The sequence below is a fragment of the Pseudoalteromonas sp. 4NS20-0020 genome (assembly GCF_057554385.1).
The window spans coordinates 294,935-312,452 of the sequence record NZ_BAAJMI010000002.1 but is presented as its reverse complement, the minus strand read 5'-3'; the positions used below and the strand labels follow the sequence as shown (position 1 = coordinate 312,452).

General features: G+C 40.8%; 13 protein-coding genes. 2 read left to right on the top strand and 11 right to left on the bottom strand.

The window, feature by feature from the left end:
- Positions 1-7: 7 nt before the first annotated feature.
- Genes AC27JL_RS05340 through AC27JL_RS05330 form a run of 3 tightly spaced genes read right to left on the bottom strand, consistent with a single transcriptional unit; the run spans position 8 to position 5,745 of the window.
- Complete coding sequence (locus AC27JL_RS05340) at positions 8-1,420, bottom strand: TolC family protein (RefSeq protein WP_487195021.1); 1,413 nt, start codon at positions 1,418-1,420, stop codon at positions 8-10.
- A complete protein-coding gene (locus tag AC27JL_RS05335; protein ID WP_008127493.1) occupies positions 1,413-4,565 on the bottom strand; it encodes an efflux RND transporter permease subunit in 3,153 nt (1,050 codons plus the stop codon). Before AC27JL_RS05335 ends, AC27JL_RS05340 begins: the two co-directional genes overlap by 8 nt.
- Before the next feature lie 10 nt (positions 4,566-4,575).
- Positions 4,576-5,745, bottom strand: a complete 1,170-nt coding sequence (locus AC27JL_RS05330) for an efflux RND transporter periplasmic adaptor subunit (protein ID WP_487195020.1) — start codon at positions 5,743-5,745, stop codon at positions 4,576-4,578.
- A gap of 120 nt (positions 5,746-5,865) precedes the next feature.
- Here AC27JL_RS05330 and AC27JL_RS05325 point away from each other — a divergent pair, with 120 nt between their 5' ends.
- Complete coding sequence (locus AC27JL_RS05325; RefSeq protein WP_033018912.1) at positions 5,866-6,804, top strand: LysR family transcriptional regulator; 939 nt, start codon at positions 5,866-5,868, stop codon at positions 6,802-6,804.
- Here AC27JL_RS05325 and AC27JL_RS05320 read toward each other — a convergent pair.
- The 7 genes from AC27JL_RS05320 to AC27JL_RS05290 form a co-directional block, all read right to left on the bottom strand.
- Entirely contained in the window at positions 6,801-7,835 is a 1,035-nt protein-coding gene (locus tag AC27JL_RS05320; RefSeq protein WP_286890198.1) for a GGDEF domain-containing protein, read from the bottom strand. The genes AC27JL_RS05325 and AC27JL_RS05320 overlap by 4 nt on opposite strands.
- Positions 7,836-7,940: 105 nt before the next feature.
- Positions 7,941-8,912, bottom strand: coding sequence for a GTP 3',8-cyclase MoaA (moaA, locus tag AC27JL_RS05315; protein ID WP_487195019.1), 972 nt, complete (start codon positions 8,910-8,912; stop codon positions 7,941-7,943).
- Between the two features lie 198 nt (positions 8,913-9,110).
- Entirely contained in the window at positions 9,111-11,402 is a 2,292-nt protein-coding gene (locus AC27JL_RS05310) for a xanthine dehydrogenase family protein molybdopterin-binding subunit (RefSeq protein ID WP_487195018.1), read from the bottom strand.
- A gap of 12 nt (positions 11,403-11,414) precedes the next feature.
- Positions 11,415-11,903 carry a (2Fe-2S)-binding protein gene (locus AC27JL_RS05305; protein WP_010556716.1) on the bottom strand — a complete coding sequence of 163 codons (489 nt, stop codon included), beginning with the start codon at positions 11,901-11,903 and terminating at the stop codon, positions 11,415-11,417.
- A gap of 236 nt (positions 11,904-12,139) precedes the next feature.
- Positions 12,140-12,739 (bottom strand): nucleotidyltransferase family protein, encoded by a 600-nt coding sequence (locus AC27JL_RS05300; RefSeq protein WP_487195017.1) that lies wholly within the window; start codon positions 12,737-12,739, stop codon positions 12,140-12,142.
- Between the two features lie 3 nt (positions 12,740-12,742).
- On the bottom strand, positions 12,743-13,762 hold the full coding sequence (locus tag AC27JL_RS05295) for an XdhC family protein (RefSeq protein WP_487195016.1): 1,020 nt from the start codon (positions 13,760-13,762) through the stop codon (positions 12,743-12,745).
- Positions 13,763-13,929: 167 nt separating this feature from the next.
- Positions 13,930-14,790 carry a DUF6279 family lipoprotein gene (locus tag AC27JL_RS05290; RefSeq protein WP_487195015.1) on the bottom strand — a complete coding sequence of 287 codons (861 nt, stop codon included), beginning with the start codon at positions 14,788-14,790 and terminating at the stop codon, positions 13,930-13,932.
- Positions 14,791-15,189: 399 nt separating this feature from the next.
- Between AC27JL_RS05290 and AC27JL_RS05285 the strand changes: the two genes are divergently transcribed.
- Positions 15,190-15,915, top strand: a complete 726-nt coding sequence (locus tag AC27JL_RS05285; protein ID WP_006791705.1) for a tetratricopeptide repeat protein — start codon at positions 15,190-15,192, stop codon at positions 15,913-15,915.
- A gap of 68 nt (positions 15,916-15,983) precedes the next feature.
- Here the strand turns inward: AC27JL_RS05285 and AC27JL_RS05280 are convergent, their stop codons facing one another.
- A complete protein-coding gene (locus tag AC27JL_RS05280) occupies positions 15,984-17,402 on the bottom strand; it encodes a coniferyl aldehyde dehydrogenase (RefSeq protein WP_487195014.1) in 1,419 nt (472 codons plus the stop codon).
- Between the last annotated feature and the right edge of the window lie 116 nt (positions 17,403-17,518).

Genomic DNA, 17,518 nt, shown 5'->3' with positions numbered 1-17,518 from the left:
TTAAACTCTACTTATTTGTGTTACTTAGTGCATAGCTCCATTGCCCATTAAATGATTGGTACGCATTGACCTTAGCAAGTAACGATAAAATGGTTGTTTCAACTGCATTTTCTTGTGCTATTAAAACATCCTGCCGCGCATCTAACAACTCTAGATAAGGGATTTGGCCTTCTTCATACATGGCTTCTGCTTGTAAAAAGGCTTTATTAGCAAAGTCATAACGTTCATCTGCAAAACGTTTTTGCTGTGCCTGATTAACTAACCCCTGCAACGAAAGCTCACTTTTACTAAGTGCTTTAAGCACCACGTTTTGATAATCGCTGTAAGCGGCTTCACTTAAAAACTGTTGTGCGTCTCGTTGTGCTAAAAGAGCAGGATAGCTTAAGATTGACCATTGCAACTTAGGCGCAATTTGCCATTGCTGCTGTGTATCGCTAAAGCCATTACTACCTAGACTTAACACACCTGCAAAGCCACTTAGGCTTACATCTGGTAGTAAAGCTTTACTGGCTGCCACACTTAAACTATTGGCTTGGCTAAAATCATAAATTGCACGGCTAATATCTGGCCTCAGTGCAATAGCGGCATTTGGCTTACTAAGTGTTACGTCAAATTTATTGCGTAACACACTCAGTTCATTTGTTAATTCAATATTTTGAGTTAAACGCCCTGTAAGAACAGCAAGCGTTGATAAATCACTGTACTTGGCAAACTCAATGGCAGGAATTAACGCTTGTTGCTGGCGTAATTGCGCTAGGGTGCGGTTTAAATCAAGCTCACTTGCAACACCTTCATCAACACGCGCTTGTAACACATCAATACTTTGCTCAAGCGCTTGTATTTGCAAGCTAATAATGCGCTGTTTTTCAGCATTGCCTTGATAGCTAACAAACCCTTTAACAACCGCTGAAACAACTTCAATTTGGAGTAAACGAACTTGCTCTGCTTGGCTCATAGCCGATGCATTTGCGGCATCAACTAAAGCAGTAACTCGGCCAAATAAATCAAGCTGCCAATTAAGTGCAAAATTAGCACTTGATTGGCGTGAGTTTGTATCTCCTAAGCCGCTTCTTTGAGCGCCTACCTCAACACCACCTTGCGGTAAATATTGTGCTTTTTGCTCGCCCAGCCTAGCTAATGCACTTTTTAGTACAAGCTGACTTGTTTTTAGGTCGTAGTTTTTAGCGAGTGCATCTGATACTAATTGATTTAGCTGCTCAGACTTAAGCGCGTGCCACCAGTTAGTTTCATCTGCACCACTTAGTTGGTCAGCAACTGCAGCACTGGCAACAAATTCGTTAACTGTTTTTTGCTCGTCAAGCACGTCAACCTTACTTGCGCAACCAGATATGAGCGTGACCATTAATACAGAAGCTACGGTTAACTGTGTTTTAAACCGCTTTGCTATTTGATTAGTCATTTGATAACTCCTGTGTGTTACCTTTTTTCTTTACAACAAGCATGTAAAACACCGGGGTAAACAATAAACCAAACACGGTTACACCAATCATCCCAGAGAACACGGCATTACCCATTGCATGGCGCATTTCAGCCCCTGCACCCGTTGCTAGTACAAGTGGTATAACACCCGCTGTAAACGCGATTGATGTCATAAGTATTGGGCGTAAACGCATACGACATGCCGCTAATATTGCATCAATATGCGATAAGCCTGTATCGTTTTTATCTTTTGCAAATTCAACCATTAATATCGCATTTTTAGAGGCCAAGGCCACTAGCACAATAAGCGCTATTTGCGTAAATATATTGTTGTCTGAACCCACAAACCAAACACCAAGTAATGCTGAAAATATCGTCATTGGAACAATTAAAATAATTGCCAATGGTAAGCGTAAGCTTTCATATTGTGCAGCCAATACCATAAACACAAGTAACACAACTAATGGGAACACATACACCATAGTGTTGCCTGCTAATACTTGTTGGTACGTTACTTCAGTCCATTCGTACTCAATACCACTGGGTAGGTTGTCGGCCAAAATAGCCTCAATTGCCAGTTGAGCTTGGTCAGAACTAAAACCAGGTGCAGGACTGCCGTTAAGCTCTGCGCTTGGGTAACCGTTGTAGTGCATTACACGGTCTGGACCAATTGTTGGCGTAACCGTTAGGATTGAGCCTAATGGCACCATGTTACCTTCACGATTTCTTACTTTGAGGTTAAGAATTTGATCAGGGTCTAGGCGATAATCAGCATCAGCTTGCGCATTTACTTGGTACGTTCGGCCAAACATATTAAAATCGTTTACATACACAGAACCCAAGTATATTTGTAAAGCATTAAATACTTCGTCAAGCGGGATGCCTTGAATTAGCGCTTGTTCACGATCAATATCAATATCCATTTGTGGAACTTGAATTCTAAAGCTTGAGTAAAGCCCCATTAATGCTGGATCTTGTTGCGCTTTACCAATCACTGTTTGTAGGCTGTTAAATAACGCTTCAAAACCTTTGTTTGCTCTGTCTTCAATTTGAAGTTTAAAGCCACCTGTAGTACCTAAGCCTTGAATTGGCGGCGGTGGAAATACTGCAACAAACGCTTCGTCAATTGCTGCAAATCGTTGATTTAACTGCGCAGCTATAGCCATGGCCGATTTACTCGGATCGGTTCTATCTTCAAATGCATCTAATGGGGTAAACACAATCCCGCTGTTAGGGCTGTTGGTAAAGCCATTTACTGATAAACCCGGAAACGCAACCGTATTAGCTACACCTGGTACTTCAAGTGCAATTTGCTGCATTTGTCTAAGTACATCCTCAGTACGGTCAAGGCTTGCTGCATCAGGTAGTTGTGCAATGGCAACTAAGTACTGTTTGTCTTGTTGTGGAATAAACCCACCAGGTACTGCATCAAACAGCTTAATGGTTCCACCTACTAGGGCAACATAACCGATCATTACAATAAAGCTCATACGAATTAGTTTTTTAACTAATTTTTCGTAGCCTTTGGCCCCTCGGTCAAATACACGGTTAAAGGGTTTAAATAACCAGCGGCCAAATAGTTTATTTAACAAACGTGTGAATGCATCTGGCTTAGTATCGTGAGACTTTAACAACAGTGCCGCTAATGCTGGCGACAGCGTTAACGAGTTAATTGCTGAAATCACCGTTGAAATAGTAATTGTTAAGGCAAATTGCTTATAAAATTGCCCTGAAAGTCCGGTAATAAATGCCGTAGGAATAAACACAGCACACAATACGAGTGCAATGGCAATAATTGGCCCTGTTACTTCGCTCATAGCAACACGTGTTGCCTCAAGCGGCGATAACCCTTGTTCAATGTTACGCTCAACATTTTCAACTACAACTATGGCGTCATCCACCACAATACCAATGGCAAGTACTAAACCAAACAGCGACAAGGTGTTAATAGATACGCCTAACCACTGCATTACCGCAAACGTACCAATGAGTGAAATAGGCACAGCAATAAGTGGAATAATAGAAGCACGCCATGTTTGTAAAAACACAATCACAACAATCACTACTAGTACAATAGCTTCAAGCAACGTGGCAATAACAGCATCAATAGAGCCACGAACAAATACAGTCGGGTCATAAACTATGTCGTATTCTACACCTTCAGGAAAGTCTTTTGATAAACGCGCCATGGTTTCGCGTACTTGGTCCGAAAGCTCAATGGCATTAGACCCTGGGCGTTGAAATATAGGCATTGCAAGTGCAGGTTGTGAGTCAAGCTCAGCACGCAAAGAATAGCTGTCTTGGCCAAGCTCTACGCGGGCAATATCTGTTAGGCGTGTTATTTGGCCTTCATCACCCACTTTAATAATTACTTGTTCAAACTCTTCAATACTGTTTAAACGCCCTTTTACATTTAACAGAACTTGAAATTGACTGTCGTTAGAAACCGGCTGTGCACCCAAGCTACCTGCTGCTACTTGTTGGTTTTGTGAACGAAGTGCAGTTATTACATCGGTTGCTGTTAGCTCGCGTGCTGCTAGCGCATCTGGGTTTAACCATACACGCATGGCGTATTTACCTGCGCCAAATAAACGCAAGTCACCCACACCCGGTAAGCGTGCTATTTCGTCTTTAATATAGAGGTCGGCATAGTTAGACAAATACGCGGTATCGTGCGATTTTTCTGGTGAGTACAAGTGCACCACCATGGTTAAATCGGGTGACGATTTTTCAGCCACCACACCTAAACGTTGCACTTCTTCAGGTAAACGTGGCAAGGCGCTGTTTACACGGTTTTGTACTTGTACTTGGGCGCGGTCTAAATCAGTCCCTAGTGCAAATGTAACCGTCAGCGTCATACGACCATCACTGGTTGCTTGAGAAAACATATACAGCATGTTTTCTGTACCATTAATTTCTTGCTCTAACGGCGTTGCTACCGTTTGCGCTATTACCGTTGGGTTAGCTCCTGGGTAGCTTGCTGTTACAACCACGGTAGGAGGCACGACTTCTGGGTATTCACTTACCGGCAGTTGGAATAACGAAATACCACCAGCAATTAATATAACCAAAGACAGCATGGCCGCAAAAATGGGTCGCTGTATAAAAAAGTGTGAAAATTTCATCTAAAAAACCTTATTGCTTTGCGACTAAGCTTGAATCGTCATTGTTCATGGTGAACGCAACATCACTGCTATCAATGGTTACTTTGTTCGGTGCCACAGGCATACCTGGTCCAACACGAGCAGGGCCATTTACGGCTATTACATCGCCCTCTGAAAGACCTGAGGTGATGACACGAAGAGAGCCATAACGCTCACCCACTGTGACTAATTTATACTGCAGCACATTGTTTTCACCCACAGTTAAAACAAAGCGGTTTTTTAAGTCAGTCCCTATTGCTCTGTCTGGCACAATTATTTGCTCTGTCACTGAATTAGCAGCAAGCTTAATACGCGCAAACGACCCTGCACGTAATTGGCTGTTATCCTGATCAAATACAGCACGCACACGCAGCGTACCTGTTGATGAGTTAATTTGATTATCAATAAAGTTAATGTACCCTTTGTAAGCAAAATCGCGTTCGCCTACTTTTTGCATTACAACGGCTTGGCGAATTTTTGAGGTCACGTTACTAAAATCGCTATTCCAGGTGCGTTCGTCCACATCAAAATAGGCGTACATTTTTTCGTTAGAAACAATGCTGGTAAGCACGCTTTGCCCTGCAATGATGTTGTTACCTTTCGTGATATTGGCACGCGAGATCACACCGTCGATAGGTGACACAATGGCTGTAAATTCTAAATCAAGTTCAGCTGATGTTAGCTGTGCTTGTAATGCAGCAAGTTGTGCTTCGCGTTGGCGTAATACAGAGGTACGTGACTCTGCTTGCTCAGTTGAAATTGCTTTACGTTCAGTTAAGCGCTCAGCGCGTTTAGCTTCGCTTTTTGCTTGCTCAAGCGCAGCTTGTGCACTGTTAACTTGGGCTTTTAAACTAGCAACAACCGCCGCAAACGGACGGTCATCAAGCTTAAATAATACATCGCCTTTTTTAACAAGGTCGCCTTCATTAAACGTAATTTGTTCTATAACACCAGATACGCGTGGCATAAGTGCAACTTCTTGCGGTGACTCTAAGCGAGTTGTGTAGGTGTGCCAGCTTTGTACTGGTTTAACAAGTACGTTAGCAACATCTATAGGTTGAAGAAATTGTGCTTGAGCCGAAGGCGGTGTGCTTTCATCAGCACAACCAGCAAGTGTTAAAAATGCGCCTGCAAATGCAGCAGCGATAAGGTGTTTTTTCATGAAGACGCTCCTTTAATTGATTAAGAACGCATACTACGGGTTATACCTGCGGACAAAAACCATAGATTTTTAAATTCATTAATGCCAAAATGGCATCAATAGTATTGTTTTGGTGGTTTTATGGATACGACAAGTCGGCTTTTAATGTTGCTTGAAGTGGTTGAGCAAGGCTCTTTTGCTAAAGCTGCCGAATTACGTAATATCGATCGCTCTGTGATCTCTAAACAAATTAGTCGTTTAGAAGATGAGCTAGGGGTTAGATTGCTAAACCGCACTACTCGCTCATTTTCACTCACTGCCGCTGGTGCAGAAATGATAAAAAAAGCCGGTGAGCTCAGAGAGCTGCTTGGCGAAACCGTGCGCATGGCCGAAAACTACCACTTAGAGCCTCGTGGCGTCCTCAAAATTACTTCATCAACACTCATTGGTAGGCGCTACTTACAACCAGTACTTAATGACTTTCAAAAGCGCTTTCCTCAAGTTGAAGTTGAATTAAGGCTTGATGACAGATTAGTAGATATTGTATCTGAAGGGTTCGATTTAGCATTTCGTATTGGGGAGCCAAAAGATTCATCACTCATTGCAAGAAAAATTGCACGTAATCGCTTATTAATTGTTGCGGCCCCCGAGTTTATAAGCACGTATGGTATGCCATCCACCATGGAAGAACTAGCAGATTTGCCTGCGGCAAGTTATGCGAGCAACTCTATGAGAGTTGAAACAGTGGACTATTACAATAGCTCGGGTGAGCCATGTGAGCAAAAAATAAAAAGTGTATACCGCGCCAACGACGCTGAAGCACTGCTAATGAAGGCCATATCTGGCACCGCTTATTTTGTAGCACCGGCATTTATAATCGGTGACGAAATTACTGAGGGTAAATTAATTCCTATATTAACGGATGTGAAGTTAATGGATTACAGTGCTATGTATGCTGTTTATCCGCACAGAGATTTACCTGTACGTACACGGTTATTTTTTGATGCAGTGCGCGAATATTTAGGAAAAGATAAACCAATTTGGGAACGCGGCATCCCAAACTTTGAAAAAATGTATTAAGCAGGTACTTCTATTTGCTTTAATTGCTCTTTTGAACTTGCATATACTTTATTTCGACCTAAGCGTTTTGCTTTGTAAAGTTGTTTATCAGCCGCAATGAAAATAGATTCAAGCGAGGGGTTAGCTTGATAGTCAGCTACACCAACACTGATAGTAAGTTTAATTGCATGCCCCTCAATATTAAACGGTGTTTTTTCAACAGTTTCTCTTAACTTTTCAGCTGCAAATAAGGCTTCGTCTTTACTATTAAAAGAATGAATAACGGCAAACTCCTCACCGCCAACCCTAAACACGTACCCCTTTGCTAAGGTTATTCTTAAAAGCGTTGCAATTTCAGTAAGTACTTTATCGCCTACATCATGGCCAAATTTGTCATTTATTTGTTTGAAGTAATCTAAGTCGAGTAAAAATAAATAGGTATTTGTTTTATCAACCAGCTCTACTTCAAAATAGTGGTTCATTGATAACCGGTTACCTGCGCCAGTTAATGGATCAAGTAGTGCTAGGTTTTTTAAACGTTTGGATGAAAGCGCGCGGCTTCCCTCAAAAATATGCGAAACAGTCCAAATACTGACATAAGCCAATAGTAAGTTAATCGCCATATTTAAATTTACTATAGGATCAGGCGAAGATTTACTTAATAAAATCAGTGATTGAATAAAGAGGACAGTACCTGAGAAGAAAATTCCGTATCGCTTTCCCATTAATAAGTAACACAATACAGGCAAAGCGAATGACCATACAAATAAGCCATATTTAGGTTCTGATATATAATTGGCGTACAAAACTATAATACAAACCAATACACACATTACAACAGACTGCCAAAACCGCAATGCATGCTTACTTAAATGATGAATGGTATACAGGCAATAAATTGAAAAACAGAGCTCTAAAAAGCCGAGCAAATAGACACCACTGAATACGTTTAATGCGCTAAAAAATAATGACACAGAACCAAAAAACAAACACATCCATACAAGAACGTGCTTTCTTAATGCTTTAGTACTATTTAGAGCGGTGATATCCATTCAATTAACTCAATAACGTCGAACTAAGGGATTATTCTACCTTGTAATAAATATATAACAAGTGTAATCGAGTGTTATTGCACCACATTGTGGCATTTTTAACCGCTAACCACCCAGCATTGAAAGGTTAGTTGTTACACCTGTTTCGCCTTGATGTAGCAAATGAGTTGGCTTTTTAGTTTTAATATAGCGAGATAGCTGGTTTATAAGTGCTTGGTTTGAGTTTTCATTCATGTACTCTCGTAATGAAATACCTTGCTCTGAAAACAAACAAAGGTGTAATTTACCCAAAGAAGACACTCTCAGCCTGTTACATGTGTTACAAAAGTCGTTGCTGTAAGGCATTATTAAGCCAATACGCCCTTGGTAATCAGGGTGGTAAAACTCCTGAGCAGGACCGTCTGTAATGCTTCTAATGACAGGTTGCCACCCTGCTGCACGTAATCGTACTTTGATTGACTGGCCGGATACGTGATTTTTATCAAAAAATGCCTTATTGTCGTTAGTTTGCATTAGTTCAATAAAGCGCATAGTGACTGGGCGATGCTTTAAATACGCTAAAAATGTGTCGAGCTCTTGACCATTATATTGCTTCATTAACACGCTATTTATTTTTACCGATTCAATACCGCTGTCCAACGCGGCGTCTATGCCTTTCATCACGGTATTAAATTTATCGTGACCGGTAATAGTATTAAACATTCTTGGATCAAGTGTATCAATACTCACATTAATCGCATTAAGCCCTGCATCTACCCAATCATTAATGTGCTTATGCATTGAAAAGCCGTTTGTTGTAGCAGCTATTTTTGTAATGCCCGGCGTATCTTTTGCCACACGAATAACATCTATAAAATCTTTTCTAAGGGTGGGTTCACCGCCAGTAATACGCAGCTTGGTAATACCATGATGCGCAAAAGCGCTAATAGTATTACTAATTTCATTCAGTGAAAGGAATTCTCTGTCATGGTCACATTGGTAGCCATCGGGTAAACAATAAACACATTTAAAGTTACACACATCGGTAATCGATAAGCGTAAGTAACTAAATTTTCGCCCTGCTGGGTCGATGAGCATAAAAAACCTTCACTTTACTTTGTTTGACTGGGCCTGTGAGTATTACAGGTTATGCTTTTATTATGGTTGTAGGTTAACACACGGATTTTGGCTTTATTAATATAAAATAAAGGCCTTATGTATTTAATCTAATATGAGCCTAATAACTCGCACTGCAAAAGCGTGTAAATTTAAGGTTTACACGCTTTTGGTGTTTATTTAGGCTTTTAAACCTTTTACAACGGCACTTGGTTTCATTGGTAAGTCACGTAAACGTACACCTACTGCATTGTATATGGCATTGCCAATTGCTGGCGCAACGCCAATAACACCTGGCTCCCCTAACCCTACAGGAAACTCATCACTTTGCACAAACTCGATGTCCATTTCGGGTACATCTTGCATTCTCAGTGGAAGGTAAGTATTAAAGTTTGTAGCAGCTACTTGGCCATTTTTATAAGAGTTGGACTCATGTAAGGCCATACTCGCTCCCCATAATAATGACCCTTCTAATTGAGCCATCGCACCATCAGGATGTACAATTAAACCAGCGTCAACAACAGCGTATAACTTTTTAAGGGTGATTTTGCCATCACTTTTGTTAACGTGAACATGGGCTGCAGTGCCAATCCATGCTGGCATGTGGCGCTCTTGCCCTGAACTAACCGAAAAACCAATGCCCTCGTTTTCGTTAAGCTTTATTGAGCTAACTTTGTGTGACACTTTTTTTAGTACGTCATGTAAACGGCGCGCGCCGCCCACACTTTCAGGTGCTTTACCCGCTTGTTTTCCTTTACCGTCAAGCATTGATAAACGAAACTTAACCGGATCAATACCTTGCTTGTGCGCTATTTCATCTATAAAAGACTCAAGGCTCCATACAATCCAACCCGGTCCAACTGAACGTAACCAACCCGGCGTAAAAGTGTTTTGTGCTAACTCGTTATTGATAGCACGAGCACAATGGTTACTCATGCTATACCAGTGATCAGCACCTGAGGCAGAAAACGAATCAAATTTACCATTACCATCAACACCAGGAGCCAAAAAACCTGGCGCCATTGCTTTAGTTGGCCAGCCTGCAGCAAACGCATGCTCTAATGCGCTAAGCTCTCCCTTTTCACCGAACGAAGCGGTTAATTTAGCCGTAGACGCTGAGCGAGACTGATCAAATAAACTGTCATCTTCACGGGTAAATACAAGCTTAACCGGTTTACCTATTGCTTTTGCCGTTAATGCAGCAGGGACTGTCCAATCACCAAATAAACGACGTCCAAAGCCACCACCCAAGTAGTAAGGACGAATAATGACTTTATTTTGCTCTATATCGAGGGCTTTGGCTAAAGCAGGTAACGTGAGTGATTGCCATTGGTTACCCGTATGTACAATCCAGTTACCGTTTTTAAATTCAGCTATGGCGTTAAGTGGCTCTAATTGGTAGTGACTCGCTGTCGCCGTGGTGTAAGTTGCATCAAATGTGTTTTTTGCATCGGCCAAAACCTGAGGCGTATTGCCTTCATCTACAAATAAAGTACCGGATGCGCTATCGTCACATAATTTTTTACCCTGCGCCTGAATATCTGCCTCGGAAACGTTGGCCGTTTTGCCTACCTGGTAGCTTACATTTAATGCATCAACCGCTTTAATAGCACTGTGATAATTATCAGCCAGTACAACAACCCACCCCTCAACGGTATTGCTAGGATCGTTTAATATTTCAAAACCGCGATAACCTTTAATTGCTTTCGCGCCACTGTCATCAACGCTTGTTACTTTACTACCGTAACGTGTCGGAGGAATAACCGGACGCGCATACACCATACCTTCTATTTCAACATCAATGCCATACACTGCTGTTCCGTTTGTTTTAGCGGGTATATCTAAAGCTTTAAAATCTTGATTTAAGCCGGTTAAATGACGTTTATTGGCTGGTTTTAAAGGAAGCTTTGCAACTTCTTCACTTGTAAAGGTAAGATTAAATTCACCTTTTTGTACAATATCAGCGTAACTTACCGATTGACCACCAGCAACAATTTGCCCTTTTTGTGCAATACATTGCTCTGGTTTAACCCCTAGCATTTTAGCCCCTGCATCAATAAGGGCTAAGCGACCTGCGGCACCCGCTTGCGATAGCGGTTTAAAACTTTGAAATACTGACCACGAACCACCTGTAACCATATATCCCCATTTCTCATGGGTGTCTACGTAAGTAATTGATACTTTATCCCAATCACACTCTAACTCGTCGGCCACTATTCGTGCTAAAGCAGTACCAATGTGTTGGCCCATTTCAGCCTTTGCAATGCTAACCTCTACCCCACCATTGGTATCCATTGTCCACCAAATAGTGGGTGAAAACGCCTGTTGTGAAATTGATTCTTTGGCGCTTAAAGAACCTGAAAGTAACGCAGGCGCAAATGCCATTACCAAGCCCGCACTAGCACTGCCAATCATAAATGAACGACGATTTAAGTTGACGGTTTCGCTGTTTTTTTGAAATGATTTTTTCATTATCCGCTCCAATTAAACGTCTTGCTCATTTGGGTTAAACATCTGTACTGCGCTTTGTGACTCATCGGCCGCACGTTGTATTGCCGACTTTATACGTTTGTACGCCATGCAGCGGCAGTAGTTACCATTCATATGATTGACAATTTCTTCGTCTGTTGGCGACGGGTTGTCTGCAAGTAATGTTGCCGCTTGCATAATCTGCCCAGACTGACAATAACCACATTGCGGTACTTGCTCTTCAACCCATGCTTTTTGAAGCGGGTGTTCGTTATTGAGACCTTCAATAGTGGTAATGTTTTTACCCGCTACAGCTCCTACAGGTAATACACATGAACGTGTAGCCTGTCCATCTAAATGCACTGTACACGCACCACACATTGCTATGCCACAACCAAACTTAGTGCCCTTTAGCCCTACTTCATCGCGAATAACCCATAGCAGTGGTGTATCTTCACTTGCTTGTGATTCAATCACTTTGCCATTAATTGTAAACGTTACCATAACCCGCCCCTTGAATTAGCTCTCAATCAACTGCACTGCGATTTGTGCTGAGCAGTTGGTAATATCATTAAAATTAAAGCAACTTGATCCTCGACATTGCTCTTAAGTTGTATGCGCAACTTTATGCCCTGCGCAGTATGTATTTATATAAACATGTTCAATTAAAGTTTAGTTTGTTTTTTTATTTAAGCTGAACCTCTGTTTGAGGTAGATTTATTGCCTAAAGTTTTAATTATTTAATTTAGCGCCTGTTTAGCGGTATAACAATTTAACTGCTCAACGGTATCTATGTCTGCGCTTGCCTTATTTAGTAAAACGCAGTTTACAATACCGCCGGATTCACGAAGTAGATGTTGAGCGCCTTTGTCATTAGACAAAGTGGTGAGTAAATCAAAATCATCATGAGGAAAAATTGCCGGCACACCTAATCGTTCTCCATAGTTAGCACACCATCGAGTGGGGTTATTCTGAAAACTAGTGACTAACTGCTGAATATCGCACGCCTCCAATTCAACCTGATCGGCTAGCATAAATAAAATGCCATCCCAACCGTCACTATGCCTTAACTGATTAGCTGCAAGCGCGATTGATTTACCTAACCCTTGCTGCCAATCTAAATTACAGATAATTTCGACATTATTGTAGTGCTTTAGCGCTTGAGTAATTTCGTTATGCCAGGCGCCTGAAACAACATAGACGGCACCCGCGTCTAACTGTTGTAAAACGTCAACTGCACGCGCGATCATAGTTTTATTGTTGCCCACATTTGCTATTAATTTGCATCCATCAAAACGAGACGACTGTCCTGCGGCTAACAACACTTTTGCTATGCGCATACTTCACTGACCCCAATTGCTTAGGGATGTAGCATCTTTATTAGAAAGCACGGCGTGCATTTCACTAATAAGTGACAATGCAATACTTTCTGGCGAGTCGCCACCTAAGTTAAGCCCTACAGGCCCAAAAACAGGCGCTTTAACCTCTTGTATAGCTATATTGGCTTGCTCAAAAACTTGTGCTCGTCGGTGCTTAGGACCCAGCAGCCCCATATATTTTAAATTAGACTGGTTCAACGCATATAGTGCATTTGCATCCAGCTCAACACTGTGGGCCATTAATATGCTGGCATCCACCTTTTGCTTTTCGCAATATTGGGTTAGCTCTTGAGGCGGACAACGTAAAATTGCATCTGCCTGCTGAAAATATTGCCTTTTAGCATTAGCCGCGCGGGGATCCCACACAGTCACAACCCAACCCAGCTGCTTAGCAATAGAATAAACGGCAACAGCGTCGGCACCGCCACCCACAATTAAAATATGTGGGGCTGGGTATACGGCCACTTGAAGCCAATGCTGATTATTTTTTTCAATGATTTGTGCTTTACGATTAACAGAAAGACCATCAGAAACATTACGTATTGAAAAAACGCCCTGCCCCAACGCACAAAGAGGTTGCACTGGTTGTAAATAATAACCTGACACTTTTTCTTTAAGAGCATTAAAAACAAAATCGAGATTTAGGTATTCATTGGCGCTATTAACTGACTGTAAAACAATATGGACAACACCACCACAGCCAATACCTAGCTGAAAAGTTAAGTCATCTTCATCGGTGGCATCATAGGTAATCGTTTTTGACGTAAGGGAGGTCATTACTTGTTTGGCGTGGCGCTGAATATCTGCCTCTAAGCACCCACCGGAGAGCATACCCAATCGCTGCCCTAAGCTAGAAATAAGCATCATGGCGCCTAGCTTACGGTAGCTCGAGCCTTCAATTTTATACAATGTAGCCAAAACCCATTGCTGTTCGTCTCGTAAAGGGTGCCACGTTGCAAGCATGCTTTTTAAATCAGTTACCATATAAGTGCCGTTAGAATCCTTTATTTATGTATTTTCATAGCTTATAAAATTTAGCTGTAAATAACTGACTAATTTTAAAAACGTTTAACCTACGTTGAGCCTACTTAGTAAGATCATATTTATATTATATAAATGAAATTTTCTTACTCAATGTAAAGGTTTAAATTTTACGGTTCCATTAAATCGTTTAGGGTTTCAATTAGGCTGTCAAATTCATCATTAACACTTTCGCGCTGTTTGTTATTCAATGTTGGGGCTAGTTCGATTAATAAATTGACATATAAATCAAGGTTGCTGGCATTTATGGCTAATTGCTCTTCGCTCATAAAGGCTTCACGCTCTTTTATTACATAGCTTAATTTAGTTACAAACTCATCTTCAGAGAGTGTTTCATCAACCATTATTGATTTAGCTGCATCTAATCGAGTTTGTTTGTAATCGAGCCACAGCTCCCCTAACTCCGTATGCTCGTTATTTGCGTCTGTAATAAGTTGCTTTTGCTGGTCAGTGAGCTTACCCAGCCAATCTGAGTAGTAGTCTAACTGGTTTTCTAGGCGTTTAGTTTTACGCTCTTTACTAGATTGTTCGTTATATTGCTCACGATCTTCGTTAATTTGATCTTGAATATTTTGTATAAATTCATCGCGCTGATCTGTAGAGAGCGTATACCCTAATTGCGCAAGCGAAAAATGCGCATGCTCAAGAAGGTTTTTCCAGTGTGCCCTAGCAAATACTACCTGCTCTTTTAATTGAGCATGATTTAGATTTTGATTAAACAACGACTTTAAATTTTCAATATCTTGCTTGTATGCTGGCAACTGTGTATCGCGGTGCCATTGCTGTGTGGTGTTAATAATCTCTTTTAATTGCTTGTTCTGTTGTTTGTTTAAATCAACGTAATCATCAACCCAAAATGACGATAACCAAGTTAAATTATTATATGTAAACGACGCAGAACAACTCGTTAATAGCAGTACGCTTAACGCAATAGTTATATGTGACAACTTATTTTTTATTGTTTTTAACATTTTCACCTCTGCAAATATAAACGCTTCACTTAGCTAAGCACTTACATAATGAACCTACGTAACGTGAACTCGCTACCTTAAATAGCATAACAGTCAAAAGTTTATAATTAGCAACTTTTCGCCATGCTTTGACATAGTTATTTCTTTTAAATTTTCTGTTATATCTGTATCTTACGCTTATAAAATCGAACGTGTTAGAAAAAACGCCCCCGATTTGAGCTATAATCACAAACAGAGTTTATCTAAACTTAAATGCACGCTAGTTTGTTTGTAGTAATAAAATAAACCTAAAATATAGCAACGTTATACGCCCTTAAATAGCTGCAAGTGCAATAGTGTTGCAAATAAAATGGTTTTATTTAACTCACAGTGAAACGATTACTTTTTGGAGACATCGCTATGTCACAGTTTAATTTAAAAACGTTATTACTTACGGGTGCTTTAATTGCGAGCCCTTTTGCGAATGCAACCCTTGAAGAAGGTATTATTGCGGCGAACGAAGGTCGCTTTGAATTCGCTTTAAAAGAATTTGAATACCTTGCCGACAAAGGGTTTGCACCTGGCATTTACGAGCTTGCTAAATTATACGAAGAAGGCCACGGCGTTACACGCGATTATTACAAAGCAGCCGATCTATACAAAAAAGGCGTAAAAAAGAATCACGCAGACTCAATGTTTGCATTAGCGGTATTATACGACGAAGGCAAAGGCGTTAAGTTAGACAAACAAATGGCTTTATCTCTATTCGAAAAAGCAGCCAAAAAAAACATGCCTGCCGCACAGTTTAACTTAGGCGTGATGTATTCAAATGGTGATGGTGTTAGTCACGACTACAAACTTGCTAAAACATGGTACGAAAAAGCCGCTGGGAATAACTATTCTTTAGCGCAATTTAATTTAGCGCTTATGTACTTCGAAGGGCTAGGAATGCCTAAAAACCTTGAGAAGTCATACATATGGAATACAATTGCCGAATACAATGGCAATATGCAAGCAAGCCATAGTCGAAAGTTAGATGAGCGTTCGATGCTACCTAAAGAAATTGAAGAAGCAAAAGAAAAAGCTGACGCAATTTACACTAAAATTCTTGCAGGTACCTACGCAGGTGAAGGACGTCTATTTTAGGTTAAGCAAAAAATAAAGCTGGACTTAGTGTCATTGCACATACTTAGTTCAGCTTTTTTTGGCTTGTTTTACTTAATATATAACCACTTTAGCAACCTGGTTAGTAGTTTACTTTGCTTAAGTAACAACCCTATGCGCGGGTTAAAAGAACCAGAAACGAGTGTATTTTTAGCGTGACTAAACGTTAAAAACCCTTCCTTACCGTGATAGTGCCCCATACCTGAATGACCCACCCCACCAAATGGCGCGTCGTCAGCAGTTACTTGTACTAAAGTGTCGTTAACCGCAACGGTCCCACTAAGCGTTTGTTTAATAATGTACTCTTGCGCCTCTTTATCTTGACCTAAAATATAAAGAGCAAGTGGGTTAGGATGCTGTTTAATATAATCAAGAACGTCTTCTAATTTCTTATAACTCTTAATTGGCAATATAGGCCCAAATAGTTCATCTTGCATAAGTTGCATGTCGTCGGTCACGTTCGTTACTAAATGCAGACCCATACGATGTTTATCTGCATCTTGTTGATTTTGTTCAAGTGGCTTAATAACATTTGCCCCAAGTTCTTGTGCTTGTACTAAGTATTCGGCTAGACGCGCATAATGTGAGTCACTAATAATAGAGGTTAAGTTTTTACCTTCAACACCCTGCTTAAAATGCTTTTTATAAAGCTCACATAACTGTTTAATAAGCTGGCTTTCTAGGGTATTAGGCACAAATACATAGTCTGGCGCGACACAAATTTGCCCGGCATTTGCCATTTTCCCGAATAACAGTGCGTGTGCTGCTTTTGCAACATCAGCTTGCTCGGTAATAATCACTGGTGACTTGCCACCAAGCTCTAAAGTAACGGGAGTTAAGTTTTTACTGGCTGCTTTCATTACTAATTTGCCAACCCCAGTAGAGCCGGTAAATAATAAGTGCGCAAAAGGAAGAGACGAAAATTCGCTGGCAACGTCGCTGCCGCCTTGGACCACACATACATGCTGACTCATTTTGTCATCAAAAAGCTTTTCTAATACGGCATTAGTATGTGGTGTAAATTCGCTGAGTTTTAACATTACTTTATTACCGGCTGCGATAGCGGTGATCACTGGCACAACCGCTAGCTGTATTGGGTAATTCCACGGTGCGATAACACCTACCACGCCTTTAGGCTGATAGGTAACACTCACTTTAGACGGCCATAAGCTAAGCCCCACAGAACGTTTACTAGGCTTTGACCATTTAGGTAATTTTTTAATAATGTGCGAAAGCCCTTGCACGGTAGGCAAAATATCACCAAGTAAGGTATCAAACGCAGTCCGGTAGCCAAAGTCTTTAGATACTGCACTGATAAGTTCTTCTTCTAGCTCTACAATGCGCGAACGTAATTTTTTTAAAATGGCAATTCGAGAATGAATAGAAGGATAAGGATTATCTAAAAACGCATTTTGTAAACTAGTAAATTGTGCTGATAAAGAGGCTATTTGTGCTGTGTCTGTTGTCAAAATAGATTACTCGACTTTTAATGTTATTGTCGACTATAACCCTGATCTGTTTTTCGAGCAATAACACTAATTTACCTATTACAACCACACACATAGTGATTAAGAGTCGCTTTGTT